Source organism: Bradyrhizobium sp. USDA 3256 (genome assembly GCF_054058275.1).
Genome location: NZ_JBSSAE010000002.1, coordinates 8,397,192 through 8,422,511, shown reverse-complemented (window position 1 = coordinate 8,422,511; position 25,320 = coordinate 8,397,192). Strand labels below are relative to the sequence as shown.

At 65.5% G+C, this 25,320-nt stretch carries 27 protein-coding genes and 1 pseudogene; 18 read left to right on the top strand and 10 right to left on the bottom strand.

The features are described from left to right. Positions 1-52: 52 nt before the first annotated feature. Positions 53-2,521, bottom strand: coding sequence for an ATP-dependent helicase HrpB (hrpB, locus tag ACVWY5_RS41535; protein WP_028335954.1), 2,469 nt, complete (start codon positions 2,519-2,521; stop codon positions 53-55). A 213-nt stretch (positions 2,522-2,734) separates the two neighbouring features. On the opposite strand from hrpB, the gene ACVWY5_RS41530 reads away from it, so the two are divergent. From ACVWY5_RS41530 to ACVWY5_RS41490, 9 genes are all read left to right on the top strand, one after another. Beyond that, positions 2,735-3,802 carry an acyltransferase family protein gene (locus tag ACVWY5_RS41530; RefSeq protein WP_028335955.1) on the top strand — a complete coding sequence of 356 codons (1,068 nt, stop codon included), beginning with the start codon at positions 2,735-2,737 and terminating at the stop codon, positions 3,800-3,802. 246 nt (positions 3,803-4,048) lie between these two features. Continuing rightward, positions 4,049-4,660 carry a sigma-70 family RNA polymerase sigma factor gene (locus ACVWY5_RS41525; protein ID WP_028335956.1) on the top strand — a complete coding sequence of 204 codons (612 nt, stop codon included), beginning with the start codon at positions 4,049-4,051 and terminating at the stop codon, positions 4,658-4,660. A 405-nt stretch (positions 4,661-5,065) separates the two neighbouring features. After that, on the top strand, positions 5,066-5,821 hold the full coding sequence (locus ACVWY5_RS41520) for a cytochrome c biogenesis CcdA family protein (protein ID WP_028335957.1): 756 nt from the start codon (positions 5,066-5,068) through the stop codon (positions 5,819-5,821). Between the two features lie 17 nt (positions 5,822-5,838). Beyond that, positions 5,839-6,417, top strand: coding sequence for a thioredoxin family protein (locus ACVWY5_RS41515; RefSeq protein WP_028335958.1), 579 nt, complete (start codon positions 5,839-5,841; stop codon positions 6,415-6,417). A 190-nt stretch (positions 6,418-6,607) separates the two neighbouring features. Beyond that, the gene (locus ACVWY5_RS41510; RefSeq protein WP_028335959.1) at positions 6,608-8,014 is read left to right on the top strand and encodes a cytochrome ubiquinol oxidase subunit I; all 1,407 of its coding nucleotides are present in this window, start codon (positions 6,608-6,610) and stop codon (positions 8,012-8,014) included. Next, positions 8,011-9,012, top strand: coding sequence for a cytochrome d ubiquinol oxidase subunit II (gene cydB / locus ACVWY5_RS41505; protein WP_028335960.1), 1,002 nt, complete (start codon positions 8,011-8,013; stop codon positions 9,010-9,012). The genes ACVWY5_RS41510 and cydB overlap by 4 nt, the downstream gene beginning before the upstream one ends. Before the next feature lie 101 nt (positions 9,013-9,113). Continuing rightward, on the top strand, positions 9,114-9,242 hold the full coding sequence (locus ACVWY5_RS41500) for a DUF2474 domain-containing protein (RefSeq protein WP_152977644.1): 129 nt from the start codon (positions 9,114-9,116) through the stop codon (positions 9,240-9,242). Between the two features lie 273 nt (positions 9,243-9,515). Beyond that, positions 9,516-10,109 carry a L,D-transpeptidase gene (locus ACVWY5_RS41495; protein ID WP_028335961.1) on the top strand — a complete coding sequence of 198 codons (594 nt, stop codon included), beginning with the start codon at positions 9,516-9,518 and terminating at the stop codon, positions 10,107-10,109. Between the two features lie 58 nt (positions 10,110-10,167). Continuing rightward, on the top strand, positions 10,168-11,205 hold the full coding sequence (locus ACVWY5_RS41490; protein ID WP_028335962.1) for an amino acid ABC transporter substrate-binding protein: 1,038 nt from the start codon (positions 10,168-10,170) through the stop codon (positions 11,203-11,205). Positions 11,206-11,302: 97 nt separating this feature from the next. Here the strand turns inward: ACVWY5_RS41490 and ACVWY5_RS41485 are convergent, their stop codons facing one another. Together ACVWY5_RS41485 and ACVWY5_RS41480 are read right to left on the bottom strand one after the other, a co-directional pair. Beyond that, positions 11,303-12,442 carry an acyl-CoA dehydrogenase gene (locus ACVWY5_RS41485; RefSeq protein WP_028335963.1) on the bottom strand — a complete coding sequence of 380 codons (1,140 nt, stop codon included), beginning with the start codon at positions 12,440-12,442 and terminating at the stop codon, positions 11,303-11,305. Positions 12,443-12,592: 150 nt separating this feature from the next. Beyond that, entirely contained in the window at positions 12,593-13,777 is a 1,185-nt protein-coding gene (locus ACVWY5_RS41480; RefSeq protein ID WP_028335964.1) for an acyl-CoA dehydrogenase family protein, read from the bottom strand. Between the two features lie 170 nt (positions 13,778-13,947). Between ACVWY5_RS41480 and ACVWY5_RS41475 the strand changes: the two genes are divergently transcribed. Further along, a complete protein-coding gene (locus ACVWY5_RS41475) occupies positions 13,948-14,493 on the top strand; it encodes a carboxymuconolactone decarboxylase family protein (protein ID WP_028335965.1) in 546 nt (181 codons plus the stop codon). A 135-nt stretch (positions 14,494-14,628) separates the two neighbouring features. Continuing rightward, the gene (locus ACVWY5_RS41470) at positions 14,629-15,123 is read left to right on the top strand and encodes a VOC family protein (protein WP_028335966.1); all 495 of its coding nucleotides are present in this window, start codon (positions 14,629-14,631) and stop codon (positions 15,121-15,123) included. Positions 15,124-15,202: 79 nt separating this feature from the next. Here ACVWY5_RS41470 and ACVWY5_RS41465 read toward each other — a convergent pair whose 3' ends face one another. After that, positions 15,203-15,706 carry a DUF2938 domain-containing protein gene (locus tag ACVWY5_RS41465; RefSeq protein WP_028335967.1) on the bottom strand — a complete coding sequence of 168 codons (504 nt, stop codon included), beginning with the start codon at positions 15,704-15,706 and terminating at the stop codon, positions 15,203-15,205. Then, positions 15,699-16,565 (bottom strand): class I SAM-dependent methyltransferase, encoded by an 867-nt coding sequence (locus ACVWY5_RS41460; RefSeq protein ID WP_028335968.1) that lies wholly within the window; start codon positions 16,563-16,565, stop codon positions 15,699-15,701. The genes ACVWY5_RS41465 and ACVWY5_RS41460 overlap by 8 nt, the downstream gene beginning before the upstream one ends. An 82-nt stretch (positions 16,566-16,647) precedes the next feature. Here ACVWY5_RS41460 and ACVWY5_RS41455 point away from each other — a divergent pair, with 82 nt between their 5' ends. Beyond that, positions 16,648-17,079 (top strand): helix-turn-helix domain-containing protein, encoded by a 432-nt coding sequence (locus ACVWY5_RS41455; RefSeq protein WP_028335969.1) that lies wholly within the window; start codon positions 16,648-16,650, stop codon positions 17,077-17,079. 256 nt (positions 17,080-17,335) lie between these two features. Here the strand turns inward: ACVWY5_RS41455 and ACVWY5_RS41450 are convergent, their stop codons facing one another. From ACVWY5_RS41450 to ACVWY5_RS41435, 4 genes and pseudogenes are all read right to left on the bottom strand, one after another. Then, entirely contained in the window at positions 17,336-18,550 is a 1,215-nt protein-coding gene (locus ACVWY5_RS41450) for an MFS transporter (protein WP_028335970.1), read from the bottom strand. A gap of 171 nt (positions 18,551-18,721) precedes the next feature. After that, complete coding sequence (locus ACVWY5_RS41445) at positions 18,722-19,975, bottom strand: MFS transporter (protein WP_028335971.1); 1,254 nt, start codon at positions 19,973-19,975, stop codon at positions 18,722-18,724. Positions 19,976-20,127: 152 nt separating this feature from the next. Then, a pseudogene (locus ACVWY5_RS41440) lies at positions 20,128-20,394 on the bottom strand (helix-turn-helix domain-containing protein); the annotation flags it as partial. A 174-nt stretch (positions 20,395-20,568) separates the two neighbouring features. Beyond that, positions 20,569-21,066, bottom strand: coding sequence for a type II toxin-antitoxin system HicB family antitoxin (locus tag ACVWY5_RS41435; protein WP_028335332.1), 498 nt, complete (start codon positions 21,064-21,066; stop codon positions 20,569-20,571). 86 nt (positions 21,067-21,152) lie between these two features. On the opposite strand from ACVWY5_RS41435, the gene ACVWY5_RS41430 reads away from it, so the two are divergent. After that, positions 21,153-22,025, top strand: coding sequence for a methyltransferase domain-containing protein (locus ACVWY5_RS41430; protein ID WP_028335331.1), 873 nt, complete (start codon positions 21,153-21,155; stop codon positions 22,023-22,025). A gap of 6 nt (positions 22,026-22,031) precedes the next feature. On the opposite strand, the gene ACVWY5_RS41425 is transcribed toward ACVWY5_RS41430, so the two are convergent. Further along, complete coding sequence (locus ACVWY5_RS41425) at positions 22,032-22,706, bottom strand: DUF938 domain-containing protein (RefSeq protein ID WP_028335330.1); 675 nt, start codon at positions 22,704-22,706, stop codon at positions 22,032-22,034. A 266-nt stretch (positions 22,707-22,972) separates the two neighbouring features. On the opposite strand from ACVWY5_RS41425, the gene soxX reads away from it, so the two are divergent. The 5 genes from soxX to ACVWY5_RS41400 are packed head-to-tail and all read left to right on the top strand — an operon-like array spanning position 22,973 to position 25,289. Continuing rightward, entirely contained in the window at positions 22,973-23,263 is a 291-nt protein-coding gene (gene soxX / locus ACVWY5_RS41420) for a sulfur oxidation c-type cytochrome SoxX (RefSeq protein ID WP_050385092.1), read from the top strand. 33 nt (positions 23,264-23,296) lie between these two features. Further along, a complete protein-coding gene (gene soxY, locus ACVWY5_RS41415) occupies positions 23,297-23,791 on the top strand; it encodes a thiosulfate oxidation carrier protein SoxY (protein ID WP_028335328.1) in 495 nt (164 codons plus the stop codon). A gap of 21 nt (positions 23,792-23,812) precedes the next feature. Then, a complete protein-coding gene (soxZ, locus tag ACVWY5_RS41410) occupies positions 23,813-24,124 on the top strand; it encodes a thiosulfate oxidation carrier complex protein SoxZ (RefSeq protein ID WP_028335327.1) in 312 nt (103 codons plus the stop codon). Between the two features lie 2 nt (positions 24,125-24,126). Continuing rightward, the gene (gene soxA, locus ACVWY5_RS41405) at positions 24,127-24,978 is read left to right on the top strand and encodes a sulfur oxidation c-type cytochrome SoxA (RefSeq protein WP_051376212.1); all 852 of its coding nucleotides are present in this window, start codon (positions 24,127-24,129) and stop codon (positions 24,976-24,978) included. Beyond that, positions 24,975-25,289: a hypothetical protein gene (locus ACVWY5_RS41400; RefSeq protein WP_080667135.1), complete on the top strand. Its 315-nt coding sequence runs from the start codon at positions 24,975-24,977 to the stop codon at positions 25,287-25,289. Before soxA ends, ACVWY5_RS41400 begins: the two co-directional genes overlap by 4 nt. Positions 25,290-25,320 lie beyond the last annotated feature (31 nt).

Genomic DNA, 25,320 nt, shown 5'->3' with positions numbered 1-25,320 from the left:
GCAGGCAAGACGTGGATGGCCGGGACAAGCCCGGCCATGACGAAGAACGACCTTAAGTCCCGCGCGGTTTCACGCGCCTGGTCGGCATCGCGCTGGCGGGATCTTCCGGCCAGGGATGGCGCGGATAGCGGCCGCGCAGGTCGGACCGGACGGCAGCGTAACTGCCGCGCCAGAAGCCTGGCAGTTCGCGCGTCACCTGTACCGGCCGCTGTGCCGGCGACAGCAGTTCCAGCACCAGCGGCACCGCGCCCTTGGCGATCGAGGGATGGGTGTTGAGCCCGAACAGCTCCTGCAGCCGCACCGCGATGGTCGGGCCCTGCTCGGCCTCGTAGTCGATCGCGAGCTGCGTTCCGGTCGGCGCCTCGAAATGCGTCGGCGCCTCGCGATCGAGCCGCGCGCGCAATTCCCACGGCAGCAGCGCCATCAGCGCATCCGACAGATCGCCGGCGGACAGATCCCTCAGCGCGGTCTTGTCGTAGAGCGCCGGCACCAGCCAGTCGTCGGCACGCGCGGCGAGCGCTGCGTCCGACAAATCGGGCCAACTCTCGTCCTCAGCCTTGCGCAGGAACATGACGCGGTCGCGCCATTGCTTGGAGTGTTTCGACCACGGCAACCGGTCGAGCCCGGCCGCGATCAGGCCATCGGCGAAGATGCGCGCGGTCTCGGCCGAGGGCGACAGCGACATCGGTGCTTCCGACAGCGTGATCGCGTGCAGCGAACGCCTGCGGCGGGCGCGCAGCGCCATCGCGCCGCGGTCGAACGTCACCTCTTCCACATTCTCGATCTGGTCGGCGAAGCGCTGCTCGATCTCTTCCTGGGTGATCGGCGCCGCCAGCAGGATGCGGCCGCTCGCCGCCGTGCCGGTCAGCTCGGCGACCGCAATATAAGGCAGCCGCGCCAGCGCCGCGGTCTGCTCGACGGCGGCGCCGCGGCCGTTAGCCAGCACGAAGCTGCCATTGCCGCGGTTCCTGGCGACGCGATCCGGAAATGCGAAGGCCAGCATGACGCCGGTGGAGAGATCCTTCTGCTCGCCCACCGCCGACCTCGCCTGCGCGGCCCAGCGCGCCGCCATGCTGCGGGCGCTCGATGCGCGCTGCGAGCGATCGCGGCGGAACTGGTCGAGCCTGACGTCGAGATCGACGCTGTCGCCGCCGAGCCCGCGTTCAGTCAGAACAGCGGCGATCTCGGCCGCTTCCTCGCCAGCACCGAAGCGGGCGGAATCCACGATCATGCGCGCCAGCCGCGGCGGCAGCGCCAGCGCGCGCAGGCTCTGCCCTTCCTCTGTAATGCGGCCGTCGCCGTCGAGCGCACCGAGCTCCGACAGCAGCGATCGGGCCTCCTTCAGCGCCGGTCCCGGCGGTGGATCGAGGAAGGCAAGGCCCGCGGGATCGCTGACGCCCCATTGCGCGAGGTCGAGCACCAGCGAGGACAGATCGGCGGACAGGATCTCGGGCGCAGTGTAAGCCGGCAGCGACGCGGTCTGCGGCTCGTCCCAGAGCCGGTAGCAGATGCCGGGCTCGATACGGCCGGCACGGCCGCGCCGCTGATCCACCGCGGCACGCGAGGCCCGCACGGTCTCGAGCCGGGTCAGCGCAATATCAGGCTCGTAGCGCGGCACCCGCGCGAGGCCAGAGTCCACCACAATGCGGACGCCCTCGATGGTCAGCGAGGTCTCGGCGATCGAGGTCGCCAGCACCACCTTGCGGGCGCCCTTCGGCGCCGGCGCGATGGCGCGATCCTGCACGGCGGCATCGAGCGCGCCGAACAGCGGCACGATCTCGACCGCGGCGTCGTGCACGCGCTCGGCCAAAAAAGTCTGGGTGCGGCGGATCTCGGCGGCGCCCGGCAGGAAGGCAAGCACCGAGCCGGCATCGGCACGCAGCGCGGCCGCGATCGTCTCGGCCATCTGCCGCTCCAGCGGCGCGTCGACCTTGCGGCCGACATAGCGGGTCTCGACCGGAAAGGCGCGCCCCTCGCTTTCGACCACCGGCGCGTCGCCGAGCAGTTTTCCGACGCGTGCGCCGTCGAGCGTTGCCGACATCACGAGGATCCGCAGGTCCTCGCGCAGGCCGGTCTGCGCGTCGCGCGCCAGCGCCAGCCCGAGATCGGCATCGAGCGAGCGCTCGTGAAATTCGTCGAACAGCACCGCGGCGACGCCGTTGAGCTCGGGATCGTCGAGGATCTGGCGCGAGAAGATGCCTTCGGTGACGACCTCGATCCGCGTCGCGCGCGACACCTTCGAGCCGAAGCGCACGCGATAGCCGATGGTCTCGCCGGCACGCTCGCCGAGTGTCTTCGCCATCCGCTCGGCGCTGGCGCGCGCAGCGATGCGGCGCGGCTCCAGCACGATGATCTTCTTGCCCCTCGCCCAGGGCGCATCGAGCAACGCGAGCGGCACGCGCGTGGTCTTGCCGGCGCCCGGCGGCGCCACCAGCACCGCGGCGTTGTGACCATCGAGCGTGCGATCGAGCTCATCGAGCACGGCGTCGATCGGCAGCGGGCTATCGAATTGGCGCGGCAAGGACTTTTCATCACCGCAGCGGCGCTCGCGCCGGTGCGTCCCATGGTTAACAAACGGTCTCTTCTCTTGGATTCCTCGGCCTCTTAGACCATTCGCCGGCTACGGGAAACCCGCTGAAACGTCCGGGTTCGCCGGCACGTCATTTGTATGAATAAAGGAGAAAGCAACCGATCGGGCCGATGATAGGCACGATCACGCCGGAACAGGACAAAGATGACCACAAACGGCACAGCCGCTGCGACAGATCGTTCCGCCCCAGGCGCGAGCGGACGCGTCGACTGGGTCGACTACGCCAAGGGCATCTGCATCATCATGGTCGTGATGATGCATTCGGTGCTGGGGGTCGAGAAGGCCGCGGACCAGACCGGCTTCATGCATTATGTCGTGATGTTCGCCAAACCGTTCCGGATGCCGGACTTCTTCCTGATCTCGGGCCTGTTCCTGTCGGTCGTGATCGATCGCGACTGGCGCACCTATCTCGACCGCAAGGTGATGCACTTCGCCTATTTCTACGTGCTCTGGGTGACGATCCAGTTCGGCTTCAAGGCGCCGTCGCTGGCCGCCGAGACCGGCTGGGCCCAGGTTGGGCTGCAATATCTCGAATCCTTCATCGAGCCGTTCGGCACGCTGTGGTTCATCTATCTGCTGCCGATCTTCTTCGTCGTCACCAAGCTCGCGCGCAACGTCCACCCGCTCGTGATCTGGCTGATCGCGGCAGCGCTGGAGACCGCGCATGTCGCGACCGGCTGGACGGTGATCGACGAATTCTGCTCCCGCTTCGTCTACTTCTACACCGGCTATGTCCTCGCCAATTACGTGTTTGCGCTGTCGGACCGCGCGCGGGCACGGCCTGCGCTTGCCCTGGTCGGGCTTGGGCTCTGGGCGCTGATCAATGGCGGCCTGGTTGCGCTCGAGGTGAGCGAATGGCCGGCCGTCTCGCTGGCGCTCGGCTTTGCCGGCGCCTGCGCGATCATCGTGACCGGCACGCTGCTGGCGCGCGCGCACTGGCTTGGCTTCCTGCGCTTCTGCGGCGAGCATTCGATCGTGATCTATCTCGCCTTCTTCCTGCCGATGGCGGCAACGCGCACCCTTCTGCTGCGCTTCGGCGTCATCCACGACATCGGCCTGATCTCGCTGATCGTGACCGCGGTCGGCGTCGCCGGTTCGCTCGTGATCTGGCGGCTGGCGCTGGCGGCGCGGGCCAATTTCCTGTTCGAACGGCCCGAAGCGTTCTGGATTGCCCCGAAAAAGGCGGCGCCCTCGCTGCAGGCGGCCGAATAAGCGCCGACAGTGCCAGAAGTCATAACAGCCGGATTCGTTCCGACGGCTGGAATCCGGCCGTTCGAATTTTCCACACATTGAAATTATTGGCTTTTTGGTCCTGAATGTTTCGTCGTCCGGCCGGCGACGAAACAATTCTCCCGTTCACGAAACCATTTTCCCCTTTTCGCGCAGACATCCGGAAACGGGCCGTAACTAACAATTCTCCCAACGAACCGCCGCCCAACGGCGAACTGGGAGCCTGTCATGCCGAACGTCATCGCCATCAACGCTGCAGCCGCGAAGCATATCGACGCTGCTCGCGCGACCTCGGATGAAACGCTGCTCGCGCGTATCGCCAAGAATAACCGCACCTCGATGCACACGCTCTATGCCCGTCATAACGTCCGGGTTTACCGCTTCGTGCTCCGCATGGTGCGCGACACCACCATGGCCGAGGACCTGGTGAGCCAGGTGTTCCTGGACGTCTGGCGCACCGCGGCCCAATTCGAGGGCCGCTCGCAGGTCTCGACCTGGCTGCTCTCGATCGCCCGCTTCAAGGCGCTGACCGCGCTGCGCCAACGCAAGCACGAGGACATCGACCAGGACGACGTGCTGGAGATCGCCGACGGCGCCGACACGCCGGAAACCTCGCTCGATCGCGCCACCACCAGCGAGATCCTGCGCGCCTGCGTGGCCAAGCTGTCGCCGGCCCACCGCGAGATCATCAATCTGGTCTACTACCATGAGAAGTCGGTCGAGGAGGCCGGGCAGATCATCGGGATCCCGCAGAGCACGGTGAAGACGCGCATGTTCTATGCCCGCAAGCAGCTTGCCGACCTCCTCCGGGGTGCCGGCGTGGATAGCGTCGCCGCATAAAAGATTGTAAATTCAGCCTCTTAAAGGGAGATCACGCGAACCGGGCAATTGTCCACGAAGCCGAAAAATTCAGGCGACGAAACAATTGAAACAATCGACGACATCACCCGGAAAAACGCGACCTCTATACCCATATCCAACGACGCAACCCCAATTCACTGAACCGGTTTCGATACCTCTTCGTTCTAACCTCCCAAGTAGCCTCCAACGACCCGGCCGGGATGCCCCCCAGCCGGGTCGCTCTGTATTTGGCGCGACGTCGTGAAGCCGAGTGCACCTCGCCTCACACAGACGTGACGCGGCTCGCGACCGGCCCGCCGTAACGGCCCAACCGTCCTCGCGAAGAACATCAGGCGTACCCGGCACGGCCCTCTGGCGCGCCGGGACTCTGATGGACGGATGACGATGCTCAGCCTTGCGCTTGCCCTGCTTGCCGGTGTCGCCACCGTCGCCGCCCCTTGCACCCTGCCGATGCTGCCGATCCTGCTCGGGGTATCGATAGGCCAGACCGGCAAGGCGCGGCCCGCGATGATCGCGCTCGGCTTCGTGATGTCATTTTCTGCAGTGGCATTGCTGCTGAGCGCGATCACCCGCGCCTTCGATTTCGATCCGAACGTGCTGCGGACCGGCGCGGCCGTGCTGCTCGCGGGCTTCGGTCTCCTGATGATCTGGCCGGCGCCGTTCGAATGGCTGTCGATCCGGCTCGCCGGCGCTACCAAAGCGTTTTCGAGCGCAGCGGATGCCGGTTCGCGTCAAGAAAACGCGTCTCAGCAAGAGGGCAGCCTCGGTCAGGCCGCGCCGTCGCAAAGCCTGTTCGGCGGCTTCGTGCTCGGCTCTACGCTCGGCCTGGTGTGGACGCCGTGCGCCGGCCCCGTGCTCGGCTCGATCCTGACCATCGTCGCGACCTCGAAGGACACCGCGTGGGCGAGCCTGCAGCTCGTCACTTACGCGATCGGCGCCGCGATCCCGATGCTTGCGATTGCCTATGGCGGACAGGCCGTCACCACGCGCGTGCGCAGCATGGCGCGGATCGCGCCGCGCCTGCAGCAGGGCTTCGGCGTCGTGATCGTCGCATTCGCCGCGCTGTCCTACCTGCAATACGACACGCTGATCGTGGCGTGGCTGACCCAGTTCTATCCCAACGGCCAGATCGGCCTGTAAGCCCAAAGGAGATATCGATGTCCCTGCGCTTGATCGCCGTATCCACTCTGGTTGCGGGCCTTGGCCTCGGCGGCGCCGTCATTCCCGGCCTCTGCACCGAGTCAGATGCGCCGGCGCAGCCGGTGCCGCGGGCGATCGCCATGACCGCCGAACAGAGCCAGACCGCGCCCGAATTCGTCGGCATCAGCAACTGGTTCAATTCGCAGCCGCTCAGGCTTGCCGACCTGCGCGGCAAGGTCGTGCTGGTGGATTTCTGGACCTATGGCTGCGTCAACTGCGTCAACACGCTACCGCACGTCACCCAGCTCTATTCCAAGTACCGGGATCGCGGCCTCGTCGTGATCGGTGTCCACACGCCGGAATTCCCGTTCGAGCATTCGGCCTCCAACGTGCAGGCGGCGCTGAAGCGGCACGGCATCCTCTATCCGGTGGCGCAGGACAACAATTCGCTGACCTGGAACGCCTACCGCAACCAGTATTGGCCGGCGCAATACGTGATCGACCAGAACGGCAAGATCGTGTTCCAGCACGCCGGCGAGGGACAATACGACGAGATCGACCGCACCGTCGCGCGGCTGCTCAACGCCAACAGCTAAAACCTGATGAGATCAGGTTGAGCTGGAACGGCGTCGCAACCTCACCTCTCCCCAACGGGGAGAGGTGAACCGGGACCGCACCAAGCCGATCCAGCCAAAACTCAACCCGCTTCAGTCGGACAATCCGCCCTCTTTGTCGTCACAGCTGACGTGCTAAGGTCCACGCCAGGTCGACGACGGATGGTGCGTGATGTTCGAAGGCTGGGATGCGGTCGTACTCGCCCGCGCGCAATTCGCTTTCACGATGTCGTTCCACATCGTGTTTCCCGCATTCTCGATCGGGCTTGCGAGCTATCTCGCGGTGCTGGAAGCGCTGTGGCTTGCCACCAAGCGCGAGGTCTACATCAACCTGTTCAATTACTGGCTGAAGATCTTCGCGGTCGCGTTCGGCATGGGCGTGGTCTCGGGCATCGTGATGTCCTACCAGTTCGGCACCAACTGGTCGTCCTTTGCCGACAAGACCGGGCCGGTGATCGGCCCGATGATGGCCTATGAGGTGCTGACCGCATTCTTCCTGGAAGCCGGCTTCCTCGGCGTGATGCTGTTCGGGCTCGAACGCGTCGGCCCCAGGCTGCACTTCGTGGCGACGTTGATGGTCGCGATCGGCACGCTGATCTCGGCGTTCTGGATTCTGTCGGCCAATTCCTGGATGCAGACACCGACCGGCCACGCCGTCAACGCCGACGGCCAGTTCGTCGCCGCCGACTGGCTCAAGGTGATCTTCAATCCGTCGTTCCCCTATCGCCTCGTGCACATGGTGCTGGCGGCGTACCTCACCACCTCGCTCGTGGTCGGCGCGGTCGGCGCCTGGCATCTGCTCCGCGACCAGCATCTGGCCGGAGCGCGCGTGATGTTCTCGATGGCGATGTGGATGGCGACGCTGGTGGCGCCGATCCAGATCCTCGCCGGCGACCAGCACGGCCTCAACACGCTGGAGCACCAGCCCGCCAAGGTGATGGCGATGGAAGGCCATTACCAGAGCCACAAGAACGGCGCGCCGCTGATCCTGTTCGGCTGGCCCGACCAGCGTGAGGCGAAGGTCAAGTATGCGATCGAGGTGCCTAAACTGTCGTCGCTGATCCTGAAGCATTCGCTCGACGCGCCGCTGGCCGGCCTCGACACCGTGCCGCGCGAGAACTGGCCGCCGGTGCCGATCACCTTCTGGTCGTTCCGCATCATGGTTGGGCTCGGCTTCCTGATCATGGGGCTCGGCCTGCTCAGCCTTTTGATGCGCTGGCGGGGGATGATGTACCAGTCGCCGCTGCTGCATCGCTTCGCGGTCCTCATGGGCCCCGCCGGCTTCATCGCGGTGCTCGCGGGCTGGATCACCACGGAGACCGGGCGGCAACCGTTCACGGTCTACGGGCTGCTGCGCACCGTCGATTCGGCGTCGCCGCTGGCGGCGCCAGCGGTGGGCTCGTCGCTGATTGCCTTCATCATCGTCTATTTCGCCGTGTTCACGGCGGGCGTGATCTACATCCTGCGGCTGATGGCGCAGCCGCCGCATCCCGGCGAGCAAGGCCCGACGAAGGATCTTCCCGCCCGCGCCGCCGGCATCACGCCGGCGGCCGGCACTGCCGTGGAGGGCGCACGATGATCGATCTCGCCACGATCTGGGCCTTCATCATCGCCTTTGCCGTGTTCGTCTATGTCGTGATGGACGGCTTCGATCTCGGCCTCGGCATCCTGTTTCCGCTGTTTCCGCAAAAGACCGACCGCGACGTCATCATGAACACGGTGGCGCCGGTGTGGGACGGCAACGAGACCTGGCTGGTGCTCGGCGGCGGCGGCATGATGGCGGCGTTTCCGCTCGCCTACGCGGTGCTGATGCCGGCGCTCTACACGCCGATGATCGCGATGCTGCTCGGCCTCGTGTTCCGCGGCGTCGCCTTCGAATTCCGCTGGCGGACCCAGAAGGCGCGCAACAAATGGGATATCGCCTTCGCCGGCGGCTCGTTGCTTGCGACACTGGCGCAGGGGATCGCGCTCGGCGCCATCCTGCAGGGCATCCATGTCGAGGGACGCCAATACGCCGGCGGCTGGTGGGATTGGCTGACGCCGTTCAGCGTCCTGACCGGCGTCGCGCTGGTGATCGGCTACGCGCTGCTCGGCGCGACCTGGCTGGTGATGAAGACCGAGGGCGAGCTGCGCGACCGCGCCTATCATCTGAGCTGGATGTTGTTGATCGCGATGCTCTGCGCGATCGGCGCCGTCAGCATCGCGACGCCGTTCCTCAGCGTGCAATACACCCAGCGCTGGTTCGCCTGGCCCAACATCATCCTCACCGCGCCGGTGCCGATCGCGGTCGCCGCCGTCACCGCGCTGCTGCTGCGCGCGCTGAGCAACAAGAACGACCACCAGCCGTTCTTCCTGACGCTCGGGCTGTTCGCGCTGTCCTATGCCGGACTCGGCATCAGCATGTATCCGTACATCGTGCCGCAGAGCATCACCATCTGGCAGGCGGCGGCACCGACGAACAGTCAGGTCTTCATGCTGGTCGGCGTCTCGATCCTGGTGCCGCTGATCCTCGGCTACACCGCCTGGGCCTATTGGGTGTTCCGCGGCAAGGTGCGCCCCGGCCACGGATACCACTGATGCCGCTAGAGCGTTTTCCAGCGAAGTGGATTCCGGTTCGCGTCAAGAAAACGCGTCAAAACGAGAATCCAGAGCCCCGTTCCGATTCCATCGGAACGGCAATGGCTCTGGTGCCGAATCAGCGGCCACTCGGCCAGCGTCTGCTGTGGTTCGCGGTGCTCTGGCTCGGCGGCGTCGGCACCGTGACGCTGATCTCGTTCGCCTTGCGACTCTGGATCGCGCCGAAATGAGCCGGCCGGCCCGTCCGTCGATCATTCATCGCGATAAAAAACAGAAGCATTACAGTGATCTAGATCAAGGCTCGCCCTAAACTTGCCATCAAGCTGTCACTGAGATTTGATGTTCGCGAGCGAGATCAGCAAAAGTGGGTACCGGTTTTGCGTCCGATCTCGCTCAAGTTAAGGTGGCGCACGATCTGATCGCCAAACGCTCACACTTTGGCGGATCATGCGCATTTTGGGTGGAGCAACCATTTGGCCGCGTGCCAACAAGGAGAGCTTTCAATGACGAAGTTTCGTCACCTGGTCTGGATGTTGATCGCGACGGGTGCGCTCGTGCTGTCGACGTCGCAGGGCTTCGCCCAGAACCGCCCGGACGCCGACGAGCCCGGCCTTGTTGCCGACGACGGCTACGAGCTCGACCCGGAATGGCAAAAGCAGGTCGTATATTACCGGACCAATGAGGCACCGGGCACCATCATCGTCGCGACCGCCGAGCGCCACCTTTATTTGGTGCAGGGCAATGGCCGCGCGCTCCGCTACGGTATCGGCGTCGGCCGCGAAGGCTTTCAATGGCAGGGCCTCGTGAGCATCACCCGCAAGGCCGAGTGGCCCGACTGGGTGCCGCCGCCGGAAATGATCGCGCGCCAGCCCTATCTGCCGCGCTTCATGGCGGGTGGCCCGGGCAATCCGCTCGGCGCACGCGCGATGTATCTCGGTACCACGGTCTACCGCATCCACGGCACCAACCGGCCCGACACCATCGGCACCGCCGTTTCCTCCGGCTGCTTCCGCCTGGTCAACAACGACGTCGCCGATCTCTACAACCGCGTTCCGGTCGGCACCAAGGTGATCATCCGGCAAAAGCCCGAACTCTGATCTCTACCCGCCTTCGATTCCGCCCTGATTTTCCCCGATCCTTCCCGAGAGAGAACCCATGCGTACATTTCGAGGCGGCCTGACGATCGGGCTCGCGATCGCCGCACTGGTTGCGGCCGCCGCCATCACCTATGAGCGTTACGACACCCGCACGCTGAAGCGCACCGTCCGTCGCGGCGATGTGCTGTGCGGTGTCAACAAGGGCTTGCCGGGCTTCTCGATCCCGGACGACAAGGGCAACTGGAGCGGCTTCGACGTCGACTTCTGCCGCGCGGTCGCGTCGGCGATCTTCGACGATCCGTCGAAGGCGAAGTTCGTGCCGCTCGACGCCAGCGAACGCTTCAAGGAGCTACAGAACCGCAAGGTCGATATCCTCTCGCGCAACTCCACCTGGAGCATGTCGCGCGAGACCAATTACGACCTCTATTTTCCTGCGGTCGCCTATTATGACGGCCAGGGCTTCATGCTGCCGCGCTCGCGCAACATCGACTCCGCGCTCGACCTGAACGGCAGCAAGGTCTGCGTGCAGGCCAACACCACGACACAGCTCAATCTCGCCGACTATTTCCGTGCCAACAACATGAAGTACACGGAGATGAAGTTCGACAAGCTGGACGACGTCGTGAAGGCCTATAACTCCGGCCAGTGCGACACGCTGACATCGGACGCCTCGCAGCTCTATGCGCTGCGGCTCAACCTCGCCAAGCCGAGCGACCACACGATCCTCGCCGACATCATCTCCAAGGAGCCGCTGGCGCCGGTGGTGCGCTTGCGCGACGACGACTGGATGATGATCGTGAAGTGGACGCTGTACGCCATGATCAACGCCGAAGAACTCGGCATCACCTCGAAGAACATCGACGAGGCGCTGAAGTCGAAGAAGCCGGAAGTGATGCGGCTGGTCGGCACCGAGGGCACCTATGGCGAGGATCTCGGCCTGACCAAGGACTGGGCGGTGCGCATCATCCGCCATGTCGGCAATTACGGCGAGGTCTACGACCGCAACGTCGGCGCCGACTCCAAGCTGAAGATCCCGCGCGGCATGAACCAGCTCTGGAACGCCGGTGGCGTCCAGTACGCGCCGCCGATCCGGTAACGGCAATCAGACCGTCATTCCGGGGCGCGAAGCGAACCCGGAATCTCAAGATTCCGGGTCTGGTCCTTTCGGACCATCCCGGAATGACGCACTGAGATCAATACCCCTTGCCGCTCGCCAGCTGGTCGGTGTGGAAGTTGCTGTCGCCGAACAGCTCCTGGCAGACGCGCGCGCGCTTCATGAAGAAGCCGATGTCGAACTGGTCGGTCATGCCCATGCCGCCATGCATCTGCACGCCCTCCTGCACGGCCAGCGTCGCAGTGGTGCCGGCGCGGGCTTTTGCCACCGCGACCGCGGTTGCGGCCTTGTCGATGTCCGTATCGATCGCCTGCAACGCCTTCAACACAGCGGCGCGGGTGATCTCGATATCGATGTAGAGCTGGGCGGCACGGTGCTGCAGCGCCTGGAATTCGCCGATCGCCTTGCCGAACTGCTTGCGCTCCTTCAGATAGGCCACGGTGCGGCCGAACACCTCGTCGGAGAGGCCGACCATTTCGGACGCCACCGCGCCGCGGCCGATATTGAGCACGCCCTCGAGCAGCCCGAAGCCCTGATCGACCTCGCCGAGCACGCTGTCGGCGTTGACCTCGACATTGTCGAACACGATGCGCGCCGCGTTGTGCGAATCGACCATCGCGGTCCGCTCGACCGCGAGCCTCTTCGCCTTCGGATCGACCAGGAACAGCGTCAGCCCGTTCTTGTCGCCGGCGCTGCCGGCCGTGCGCGCCGCCACGATCAGAAGATCGGCGGTGTGGCCGTCGACCACGAAGGCCTTGTCGCCCGACAGCTTGAAGCCGTTGCCGGAGCGCGTGGCCTGCAACTTCGTCTGCAGCGGGCGATGCTTGGCGCCCTCATCGATCGCGAGCGCCGCCAGCAGCGAGCCGTCGGCGATTTTCGGCAGATGCTGCGCCTTCTGCGCCTCGCTGCCGCCGCGCGACAGCGCCGAGGCGGCGAGCACCGAGGTCGCGAGGAACGGCGACGGCATCAAGGTGCGGCCGATTTCCTCCATGACGATGCCGGCCTCGACGCAGCCGAGCCCGCTGCCGCCGAACTGGTCCGGCACCAGCAGGCCGGAGAAACCCATCTCCGCAAAGGTCTTCCAGAGATCGCGCGAGAAGCCGGTGGCATCCTTGGCATCGCGCAGGCCGCGCAGATGCGCCACCGGCGCCTTGTCGCTGATGAGACCGCGCGCACTGTCGCGCAGCATGGATTGTTCTTCGGTGAGGACGAGGGCCATTGGATGGATTCCGTTACATTATCTCATCGAGTTAACTGTTGACCCTCATGGTGAGGAGGCGCGCCAGCGCCGTCTCGAACCATGGGGCCGATGTCGTGGCCTCATCCTTCGAGACGCGCGTTCCGCGCTCCTCAGGATGAGGGATTACAATCACGCGCCCGGCAAATCGAGGATACGCTTGGCGACGATGCCGAGCATCACCTCCGAGGTACCGCCCTCGATCGAATTGGCCTTGGTGCGCAGCCAGGCGCGCGGGCGGGCGCCGCCTTTGGAGCGGTCGCTCTCCCATTCCAGCGCGTCGATGCCGCCGGCCGACATCAGGATCTCGTAGCGGCGCTTGTTGAGCTCGGTGCCGTAATATTTCATCGCCGAGGAGAACGCCGGATGCGATTGCCCGGCCTTGGCGAGATCGACCGCGCGCTCGGCGGCGGCAGCGAGCGCGGCCTCGTCGACCTCGAAGCTCGCGATCTGGCTGCGCAGCTGCGCGTCATCGAGCTTGCCTTGCGCGTCCGCGCCGACCGAGTCGGCGGCGATCTGGCCGAGCGGACGGCCGACGCCGCGCTCGCCCATGCCGGAGATCATCGCGCGCTCGTGTTGCAGCAGATATTTCGCGACATCCCAGCCGCGATTGACGGTGCCGACGACATGCGACTTTGGTACGCGGACATTGTCGAAGAAGGTTTCGCAGAACGGCGAGTAGCCCGAGATCAGGAGGATCGGTTTTGTGGACACGCCCTTCGACGTCATGTCGAAGAGAATAAAACTGATGCCATCATGCTTCTTCGCCGCCGGATCGGTGCGCACCAGGCAGAAGATCCAGTCGGCGTAGTTGGCGTAGGACGTCCAGATCTTCTGGCCGTTGATGATGTAGTCGTCGCCGTCGCCGACCGCGCGGGTCTGCAGCGAGGCGAGGTCGGAGCCGGCATTCGGCTCGGAATAACCCTGGCACCAGCGGATCAGGCCCGCCGTGATCTTCGGCAAATGCTCCTTCTTCTGCTCCTCGGTGCCGTATTTCAGCAATGCCGGTCCGAGCATCGAGATGCCGAACGAGGTGAGCGGCTGACGCGCGCCGATCGCGGCCATCTCCTGGCGCACGATCTTGGCCTCCTCGCCATCGAGGCCTCCGCCGCCATATTCCTTCGGCCAATGCGGCACGGTCCAGCCCTTGTCGCGCATCCGCTCGAACCAGACGCGCTGCGCTTCGGACGAGAATTTCGTGTTGCGGCCACCCCAGAAGGTGTCGCCATCCGAGGTCATCGGTTTGCGCATCTCCGTCGGGCAGTTCTGCTCCAGCCAGGCGCGGGTCTCCGCGCGGAATTTCTCGAGGTCGGCCATGGTGCGTTTCCAGTCAAAAAATCGTCGAATTGGATTCGACCTTAGACCTACGCAGCCGCCGAATTCAATATGCCTCGCGGCCGCGCCATGCTCTGGCGTCGCTACTCACTGCGCGCGATCGGGTGTATCGCCGAGATGGGGTAACGCTTGAAAAACAAGAGGAAACGGACATGCGGCTGAAGCTGCTTTCGCCTAGCGAAATGAACGCCGCCCAGAAAGAAACCTACGACGAGTCGATTGCCGGCAAGCGCGGTGCGCCACCCGCGCCGATGATGGCCTGGCTGAACAGCCCGGAGATGGCACGGCATGCCACGCGGCTCGGCGAGGTGCTGCGCTTCGACACGATCTTCCCGCCAAAACTGTCGGAGATCGCGATCCTCGTCACTGCGCGGCACTGGACCGCGCATTACGAGTGGTATGCCCACAAGCGCCTGGCGCTGAAGGGCGGCCTCGACCCGAAGATCATCGAGGACATTCGCGTGCGCCGGACGCCGACCTTCGACGAGCCCAAGGCCAGGGTGATCTACGACGTCGCCAAGGCGCTGCACGAAGGTCACGGCCTGCCGAAGGCACTGTATGACGAGGCGGTCGAGGTGCTGAGCCAACGCGGCCTGGTCGAGGTGATCGGCCTCTGCGGCTATTACACCATGGTGTCGATGACGCTGAACACGTTCGAGTTCCAGCTGCCCGGCGGCGAGTTGTCGGAACTCTGCTAGGCCGGCCGACCGTGGCGCCTTTCGGAAACGCTGCGTTTCCGGATCGATCGCTCCGGCGTCGGCAAATCCGGACTATATCAGGCGGCGAAACCTCGCCCCTGATGGCGGGGGCATTGACGTCAACGGAGTCCGCTCATGCCAGAGAATCCCCCCATCATCGCCGGCACGCGGATCGGGCATGTCCATCTCAAGGTGGCCGATCTCGAGCGCGCGCTCGGCTTCTATTGCGGCGTGCTCGGCTTCGAGCTGCAGCAGCGGCTGGGCGCGGACGCGGCCTTCATCTCGGCCGGCGGCTATCACCACCACATCGGCCTCAACACCTGGGAAAGCAAGGGCGGCCATCCGTCGCCGCCGGGCACCACGGGCCTGTTCCACACCGCCATCCTCTATCCCACCCGCCCGGCGCTCGCCGATGCGCTGCACCGGGTACTGTCGGCCGGCATCCAGCTCGACGGCGCCAGCGACCACGGCGTCAGCCAGGCGCTGTACCTGCGCGATCCCGACGAGAACGGCGTCGAGCTCTATTGGGATCGCCCCGAGGCCGAATGGCCGCGCAGCGCGGACGGCAAGCTCGCGATGTTCACGCGACGGCTGGACGTTGAGGATTTGCTGAAGCAGCGAGCGGGGTAATTCCGTAACCCGGAAGGAGCTTGTCGCCCGGATGAAGCCAACGGGTCGCGCGAACGCGCGCCCGACGGCTTCATCCGGGCTACGGGTTCAGGAACAGGTGCGCGAGCCAGCCGGCCACATAGAGCCCACCCCCAAACACCGTGTGCGTCACGAGGCCCTGCAGCCGCGCCGCCCATGGATGGGGCGTGCGGCTCGCGGCGATGCCGGCGCCTATCGCGGGCTGCATCAGCAGGAACGGCGCGGCTATGCTGCCGATCCCGACCGTCAGAGCCGGAGCCATAGTGGGCTGCCGCGCCCAATCGAGGCCGAACATCACAAGCAGCATGCCGGCAAAGCCGATCCCGGTCAGATAATGCGCGGCCCATCCGATGACCCGTTCGCCCGCGACCTGCGGTGACGCGGCGATGCGGTCGTGGCACAGGCGCCCGGATACGAGATGGCCCAGCCAGCGGCCGACCAAAGCATAGTCCAGCGACGGAACGCCAAGCAGGCGCTTGCGGACCATCCCCCAGATGTCCATCACGACGGTCGCGCCGGCCCCGATCAGCACCGCGCTCGCCACGAACTCCACGGCGTCAACCATGCGCGGCCGCCGCCGGCGCCCGTGCCGCGACCATCCAGCACGCCGCGGTGAAGCGAATGTCGTTGCCGTGGATGTAACGATCGAAGGCACCGCACACGGTCTCGATCACTTGCGTGCGGCGCGGCTCCTCCATCGCCTGCAGCATCGTCCCGACCGGGCCGAGCCAGCTCACATAGCGGGCCAACTCCGATGCCGGAAAGCCGAGGGCGACATCGACCGGTTCGATCGCGATCGCGTCCCAGCCGCTATCCTCCAGGATATTTCCGACCCGCTTCCGGTCGGCAAAGCCGAACTGCCCCGGCGCATCGGGGCGCCGCGCCGGAAGATCCGGCAGCAACGGCTTCGCTGCCTGTTCCGCCGTCGTCATGAACGGGTTCTCGGCGGCGCCGCGCCACGCGATGAAGCGGAGCGCAGCACCCGGCCGCGCTGCGCGGCGCAGATTGGCGAAAGCCTGCACCGGATCGGCAAAGAACATCACGCCGAGGCGCGAGATGATCATGTCGAAGCTCGCGGGCGCGAACAGATAGGTCTGCGCGTCGGCGCAGATAAAGCTGACCGGCCGCCCTTCCCGCTCCGCGCGGGCGCGCCCCGCCGCGATCATCGGCTCGGAAATGTCGATGCCGGTGCAATGCCCTTGCCGGCCGCCGAGCACGCGGGCCACAGCGAAAGTCGTGGCGCCGGTGCCGCAACCGATATCGAGCACGCGGCTGGCCGCGGCATCGGACACCGCCTCAACGAGCAGCTCTTCAAGCGGCCTGAACATCCCTTCGAGCAGCTCGCGCGTCTCGACCCAGGCGCGGCCGGCGGCGCCGTTCCAGAGTTTGACCTGCTCGTCGCTGGCTTGCAGTGCGACACCCATGATTCTCGTCCTTCTTGATGCCTGCCTCGGGCAAGCGATAGGCTGAATACTGCCAGTTCAAGTGAACTTGAGGTCAAGGGCCATGCGGGACATCGATATCGCGGAGGTGGCGGCACTGTCGGGCGTGCGCGCCTCGACCTTGCGCTTCTACGAGGAAAAAGGGCTGATTGCCTCGCATGGCCGGCGCGGGCTGCGCCGCCTGTTCGATTCGGCGGTGCTCGACCGGCTGGCGCTGATCGCGCTCGGGCGCGCCTCCGGCTTCTCACTCGACGAGATCGCAAGGATGTTCGCGCCCGATGGAAGACCGCGCATCGACCGGAAAATGCTTTCTGCCAAGGCCGACGAGCTCGACCGCACCATCCGCAGGCTCAATGCGATGCGCGACGGCCTGCGCCACGCCGCCGTCTGCCCGGCGCCGAGCCACATGGAATGCCCGACCTTCCGCCGCCTGCTGCGGGTCGCAGCGGCCGGCAAGATCAGCGAGCCGAAGAAGAAATCACGAAAGAGATCGTAGCCCGGATGAGCCAACGGGTCGCGCGAACGCGCGCCCGATGACAGGCTCCGCGAAATCCGGGGCCGCTTTCGCCGCGGATACCGGCCCCGGATTGCGCTACGCTCCATCCGGGCTACGGGTGCGTCTCCTTCCCCCTGAAAGGGGGAAGGTCGGGATGGGGGTCAGCCGCAGGTCTGCTGCAAGCGGAGAGAGCAGATCCCCACCCGCTTTGCTCTGTGAGCAAAGCGACCGCCCCTTTTCAAGGGGAGGTGGAAAGCTACTTCCCTTTCGTCATGATCGTTACCGCCGCGATCAGCTCCAGGCCAATGCAGCCGTAGAACGGCAGCGAATAGCTGCCGGAGAGGTCGTGCAGCAGCCCGACCACGCCGGGGCCGAAGGCGTAGGTGATCTGGTTGATCGCGGTGATCAGGCTGACCAGCACGCCGAACGCACGCGGATCGAACTCGCGCTGCACGATCAGCGCCGGCAGCGTGATCAGATTGCCGACCGAGAAGCCGAACAGCGCGCAGGCGGCGATCTGCGCCACGTCATTGTGCACATTGATGATGACGGCGAGCGCGACCGCCTGGCTGACAAAGGACAGCGCCGAGGCCAGCCGCTGGTTGAGCCGGTCGATCACGAAGGAGAAGGAGACGCGGCCGACCACGGCCATCGCAGTCAACAGCGCCATCGCCACCGTCGCGCGCTCGCGGCCGATCACCTGATCGAGATAGGCGATCAGATGCACGATGAAGCCGACCTGGGCGAACAGCACCAGCGCGAAGGCAATCGAGACCGAGAGGAAGCGGATGTCGCGCAGCGCCCGGCTGCGCACCTGCGTCGCCGACGGCGCGTCGGCAGCGGCGGCCGTGACCGCGTGCAGATGCGCCGGCGGCCGCCCGACGAAGATCAGGATCACAGGCACCATCACCACAATCAGCAGCACCGCCGCCGCGATCATCGCGCCGGAGAAGCCGAACGTGCCGATCCCCGCGACCAGCAGCGGCACGCCGACGATGCCGCCGAAGCTCGCGCCGTTCAGCGCCAGGCTGATCGCCATGCCGCGCTTCTTGTCGAACCACAGGCCGAGCGTGTTGGTGATGATGCCGAGGCTGGTGCCGGCCCAGCCGAACGCCAGCAGCGCGTCGGCAAGATAGAGTTGCCAGGGCGCGCGCACCTCGCCGATCGCAACCGCCGCGATCGCCATCGCGAAGGTGCCAGCGATCAGGCAGCTGCGCGCGCCAAACGCCTTGATCGCCTCGCTGACAAAGGCGACCAGCGCGGCGCCGAACAGATAGAAGAAGGTCGTGCCCGACGAGATCAGCGATGCCGGCCAGCCGTGCAGCCGCTGCAGCTCGGCGACATAGACGCTCTGGCCGTAGAAGCCCAGTCCCCAGCCGAATGTCGCAAGCAGGAAGCAGACGACGACGATGCGCCAGCCCTCATAACCAAGCGAGGACTCGTCTGATAGCGTGGGTGAGGACGCGTCCATTTCTTGCTCTTGCTTCCGACATCGTCATGACCGGATTTATCCGTTCTCACGATGTAGGGAGCCGTGCAAGCCGGTCGCTTCGAAACGGATCGAAGTGTCAGCAATTGGCAGCAGAAAACCTTCTTGGGCATGTTCTTGCACCAAGTCGCGGCGCACGTTTCCGGAACATGCCTAGATGCTGGGATCCGGGATTTCTTCCACCGCGCGCAATTTCGTCCGCCGCTTGGCGAATGAAGCGAACGAAAGCACGGCGAGGCCGAGCAGCACAGGCGGGAACACCACCCAGTTGACGGCATTCCAGCCGTAATGCGCGAGCAGCTGGCCCGACGAGAACGAGCCGATCGCCATCATGCCGAACACGAGGAAATCGTTGAACGCCTGCACCTTGTTGCGCTCCTGCGGCCGGTGCGTTTCCAGCACCAGCGCCGAAGCGCCAACGAACGCGAAATTCCAGCCGATCCCGAGCACGAACAGCGTCGCCCAGAAGTGCGGCGCTGATATGCCCGACAGTCCGATCATCGCGGCGACCGCCTCGAGCGCCAGCCCGAGCGCCACGATGACGGGCGCGCCGAACCGCGCGATCAGCGATCCCGTGAAGAAGCTCGGGCCGTACATCGCCACGATGTGCCACTGGATGCCGAAATTGGAATCGCTGACCGACAGCCCGCACATCTTCATGGCGAGCGGCGCCGAGGTCATCACCAGATTCATCATCGGATAGGCGATCACGCCGCACAGCGCCGCGGCGATGAAGCGCGGCTGCCTTGCGATCTCGAGCAGCGGGCGGCCGCCATGCAGGTCCGCAGCCGCAGGCTTCGGCGCGTCGACGCCCGAGAGCACCGCCATCGCCACCAGCGCGACCAGCGCGACCAGCGCCTGCATCACGAAGGAGAACGCGAACAGATAGGGCGGCCAGATGTCCATGGTCCATTGCACGAGCTGCGGCCCGAGCACGCCGGCGAACACGCCGCCGGCCATCACCCAGGACACCGCCTTGGGCCGGAACGCGACACTGGCGCCATCGGCGGCGGCAAAACGGTAGGACTGCGCGACGGCGCCGTACAGCCCGCCGAGGAAGGTCGCGCCGCAGAACAGCCAGAACGATGAGTGCAGGATCGCCCAGGCGCCGAGCGCGCCGGTGAGCGTGCCGCAGAAGGTGCCGATGATGAAGGCGACGCGTCGTCCATAGGCGCGCGAGATCGCGCCGGTCGGCAGCGTGCCGGCGGCAAGCCCGAGCACATACATCGAGAGCGGCACCGTCGCGAGCGAAACGTCGGGTGCCAGCGTCGCGCCGACGATCGAGCCGGTGGCGAAGATCACGGCCGAATTGGCGCCGGTCAGCGCCTGCGCCGCCGCAAGCCGCCATATATTGCTGCGCGCCCGCGCGTCGTCGCTCGCCTCATCCGCAGCTGTCACGTCGATCATCGGCAGTCCCGCCCCGAAGCCCCGGCGGGAGCCCCCAATCCGGCGCACTATGGAGAGCGGGTCGAAGCCGATCAACCGGCGCAAACGGACCGAGGCCATGCAGGAGGCGCACGCGGGTTGGTCCGGTCGAATACTCACACTCCGGCGTCGTCCCGGCGAAGGCGTTCCAACACCGCGCGGCGCAGGCCGGGCTCCCGTTCGAGGCGTCCGCCCGTCCAGCGCCGCGCTCGCATCTGGTGCTGGGCATAGTTTGGCTTGTAGCCGACCTGGCTCCCCCGATTGCGCCTCAGTTCCCGAGAGACCGTTGATGGCGAGCGATCCAGAGCTGCCGCGATTTGCCGGACCGAGCTGCCATTGGCCGATAGGCAGGCAATCTCGCATCGGTCGTCCAGAGAGAGCTGCTTGTAAGTCCGCCCCATGGCAACACCTCCTCAAGGAAGTGTTGCACTTCGTTTGTGAACTCAGGGGACCCATTACCACCGAATCTTTTGTGAGAGGGATCGCGGCCCCAGCTACGCTCAACAACCAGCATTTGGGGTAATGGGTCCTGGCTTTCGCCAGGACGACGTCACATGCATTACGTCGCGTGTCACTTACCGCGCAGGCTTCTTGCCCGGCCGCTTCTCGGCGCGCAGCGCGCCGGTCTTGTGGACCCTGGAGCGCGGCGCGATCGGGGCGCCGCGTGGATAGCCGCCCGGCCATTCGAGCGCGAGCGAGCTGGCAAAGCCGAAAAAGCTCGAACGGCTCATGCCAAGCTCGGCGGCGCGCTTGTCGATCCGTGCGATGAGGCTCTTCGGCAGATAGACGTTGACGCGCTCGGAGGGGTCGGGCGGATCGACGCCAACGATGAAGAAGGCGGCGACGTCGGAGCCTTTCGGCACGACGATGCGCTCGATCGGCGTCGGCTCCGGCAATGGCTTGCCCTGCTCGACCCAGCCGTCGACGGTCTGCGCCAGCGCGTGCTCGGCGCGCTCGATCGCCTCTTCCTGCGACCTGCCGCCGGCGACGCAGCCGGGAAAATCCGGAAACCAGGCGCCGAACGCGCCGCGCGGACCGCGCTCCAGCACGGCCGGATAAAGCCGTCTCTTCATTCTGGCCTCCGTCGTCGCAGTATGCTATTTCACACACCTCGGTGTGTCAAATCACACAACACGCGACATCACGGGAGCGCGCGGCAATGGACCCGCAAGCCGAACTCCGCATCGTCCGCGCGGCCTATGCCAAGCAGATCCTGGCCGCCGCCAACACCATCAATCCGCGGCTGAGGGAGGCCTTCGCCGCCATTCCCCGCGAGCACTTCGTCGGCCCGGGACCATGGATGATGCTGCGCTGGTGGAGCCGCGACTATGCGCCGACGCCCGATGCCGACCCGGTCTATCTCTACACCAACGATCTCGTCGCCTTGCGCCCCGAGCGGCGTCTCAACAACGGCCAGCCGTCGCTGCACGCCTATCTCATGCACCGGGCCGCACCCGACGCCGGCGAGCACGTTGTGCATATCGGCACTGGCACCGGGTACTACACCGCGATCCTCGCGCATCTGGTCGGACCGTCCGGCCGCGTGACCGGCATCGAATACGATCCGGACCTTGCGGCAGACGCCCGCGCCAATCTCGCAGATTACGCAAATGTCGAGATCGTCCAGGGCGACGGCACACAGGTCGCGTTCGCCTCCGCCGACGTGATCTATGTCAACGCCGGCTGCACCCGGCCTGCCGCGCGATGGCTCGACGGCCTCGCCGCCGGCGGCCGCCTGATCCTGCCGCTGACATCGGATGAGGGATTCAAGGGTGGCGTGCCGGAGCAGGTGGCGCGATCCGGCGCCGTGTTCCGGATCCGGCGCGAGGACGCAGAGTACCAAGCGGACTGGATATCGCCGGTCGCGATCATTCCCTGCGACGGCGGCCGCGACGAGGCGTCGGAAAAGGCCTTGGCCGAAGCCTTCGCCCGCGGCGGCTGGCAGAAGGTGACGCGGCTCTATCGCGACGCCGGGATCCCCGATGAACGTTGCTGGCTGCGTGGGCCAGGCTGGTGCCTGGCTTACGATTGAGCGCGGCTACTTGCGGGCAAAGACCAAAATCATATTGTTGGCCGGCATCTCGGAGCTGCCGGCGAGCTTGAGCCCGACGCGCTCCGCAAGCGTCTCGAGATCAGCGATATCGCGCACCCCCCACTCGGCGTCGCGCTCGCGCAGCGACGTGTCGAACACGGCATTGCTGAGCGTGGTATGCTTGCCGCCGCGCTTGAACGGGCCGTAGAGCAATAGCCGGCCGTCGGCGCGCAGGTGCCGCGCGGCGCCGGCGAACAGGCCCTCGGCGACGCGCCACGGCGCGATGTGGATCACATTGGCGCAGAAGATCGCGAGCAGTTCGTCCGGACCTTTGCCGTCCGGCAGCGCCGGCGACCAGGCCGGGTCGGACAGATCGATCGGCTGCGGCGGCCGGATGTTGGCAAGGGCGGCATGCGCGCGCCAGGCCTCGATGCTGCGCAGGTGCGCCGCATGGAGATCGCTCGGCCACCAGGTGATGTCGGGCGTCTGACCGGCGAAATAGACGACATGCTGGCCGGTGCCGCTGCCGGCTTCCAGCACGTCGCCGGATTGGCCGGTGAGGTAGTCTTTCAGGACGGTCCAGATCGGCTGATGGTTGCGATGGAACGCCGGCGCATCGAGCCGCCCGTCCGCCTCGACCGGCCGGCCATCCTTGCCGAACTCCGCCACGAATTCCGCCACCGCGCTTCTCCCTACGCCTCAACCGCATCTCAACCGCACAAACATGACAGGCGGAAGGCGCAGGACATGCGCTCCAGTTCCGGACTGCCCCTGTGGCATTAACCCCGCCGCAACGCGCCTATTCTCCGTGTTGCCAGCCGATGGCCTTTGTGCTTTCCACTCTGTTATATTGCGATGGGATCATCGAGATTGAAGCCCGGGAAACGTCCTTGATCGCCACTTTCTCCAAGCCAGCCTTCGTCCTGGCGCTGCTGGCAGGCACCGCCATGGCCGCGCCCGCGCAGGCCCAATCCGCCGCCGAGGGACAGAAGCTCGCCTTCGACCGCGGCAAGGGCAATTGCCTGACCTGCCACGTCATCAAGGGCGGCGACCTGCCCGGCACGATCGGCCCCGAGCTGAGCGGCCTGAAGGCCAAATACAGCCGTGACGAGCTGATCGCGATCGTGACCGACGAAACCAAGCGCAATCCGCAGACGGTGATGCCGCCGTTCGGCCGAAACCGGATTTTGAGCGAGAAGGAAATCGGCGCGGTGGTGGACTTCCTGCAGACGCTGTGACGCCGCGACCGTCGCTTGAGGAGATTTTTTTCGATGAACATCACGACCCGCGAATTTTTCAAAGCGCGCCGCATGGTGCTGAAGGGCGCCGGCGTCGCCGCGCTGATCGGCCTCGGGGTCATTCCGTTCGACGGGCCGCAGGCGCTCGCCGCCGCCAACGACAAATATCCCGAAGACGCATTCAAGCAGAAGAACGAGGCCGACGCGATCAAGGCGCTCTATGGCAAGACCGCCGAGCCGTCGGACAAGGTCAAGATGGATGCGCCGGAGATCGCCGAGAACGGCGCGGTGGTGCCGATCTCGGCCACCACGACGCTGGCCGACGTCACCTCGATCTCGTTTCTGGTGAGCGAGAATCCGATCTCGCTGGTCGCCTCATACAGGATTCCGGCGGGCACGCTGCCGACCGTCTCCAACCGCATCAAGATGGCGAAGACCAGCAACGTCACCGTGATCGTCGAGGCCGGCGGCAAGCTCTACAGCGCCAAAAAGGAAATCAAGGTCACCGTCGGCGGCTGCGGCGGCTGAGTTCAATCAAGGGATAATCAGATGGCATCGAGCATTCGCGTGCGCGCCACGTCAAACGGCGACACCACCGAGGTGCAGGCGCTGATCCAGCACCCGATGGATTCCGGCTTCGTCAAGGACGCCAAGGGCGAGATCATTCCGCCGCATTTCATCCAGCAGCTCAGCTTCGAATATGACGGCAAGCCGGTGTTCGTCGCCGACTGGGGCGGCGGCGTCTCCAAGGACCCCTATGTCAAGTTCGCCTTCAAGGGCGGCAAGAAGGGCGACGATCTGAAGGTCAGCTGGGTCGACAACAAGGGCGCGACCGACACCACCACGGCGAAGATTCAATGACGATGCGCCTCGCAATCCGCGCAACAATAGCCACGCTCGCACTCGGCGTGCTGGCTTGCGCGCCGGCGCACGCGGCCGACACCGTCGATCCCGCCGCCGACAAGGCCGCGTTCCAGAAATTCTTCACCAGCAAATTCCCCAAGCTGAAGCTCGAGGACTTCGTCAACGGTCCCTATTCGATGAATGAGGACCTGCACAGGCAGTGGGAGGAGAAGGAACAGTTTCCCCCCTACGAGTTCTCGCTCGAAGCCGGCAAGGAGATGTTCGCAACGCCGTTCAAGAACGGCAAGACCTACGCCGACTGCTTCCCGAACAAGGGCATCGGTATCCGCCAGAACTATCCCTATTTCGACGAGAAGGAAGGCAAGGTCGTCACGCTCGAGCTCGCGCTCAACCGCTGCCGCGAAGCCAATGGCGAGGCGCCGTTCTCCTATGTGAAGGACGACATGGCGGCGCTCACCGCCTACATGGCCTTCACCTCGCGCGGCAAGCCGATGGACATCAAGATCCCGAACGATCCGCGCGCGCTGGAGGCCTATCAGAGGGGCAAGGAGTATTTCTACACCCGCCGTGGCCAGCTCAATTTCTCCTGCGCAACCTGCCACATCCAGAGCCCGGGCGAGCGGATCCGCGCCGAGGTGCTGGCGCCGGCGCTCGGCATCCTGAACGCGATGCCGATCTACCGCTCGGAATGGAGCGGCATGGGCACGACCAGCCGCCGCTTCACCACCTGCAACAGCCAGATCCGCGGCGTGCCGCTCAATCCGCAGGACGACGAGTACCGCAACCTCGAATATTATTTGTCCTATGTCAGCAACGGCCTGCCGATTTCGGGTCCGGGAGCACGGCCATGAGCGCGGCCATCAAAGCTGTCCTCGCAGCATCCGTCCTGCTGATCGCAACCGTGACCTGTGCCCTCGCCGCCTCCGAGGCCGACTACAAGGCCGCCTATGCCGCCGCCGAGGCCTCCAACAAGGAGGCAGGCAGCCTGCGCAACCAGTGGACCACCACTGCCTCGACACTATCTGCCGCAAAAAAGGCCGCTGAGGCTGGTGATTTCGACACCGCAGTCGCCAGGGCCAAGGAGGCCGAGGCACTGGCAAAGGCCTCGATCTTCCAGGCCACCAGCGAAAAGGAACGCTGGAAGGACATGGAAGTTCGTTAAGAGCGCGCAGGCCAGGGGCCGCGCGGAGAGA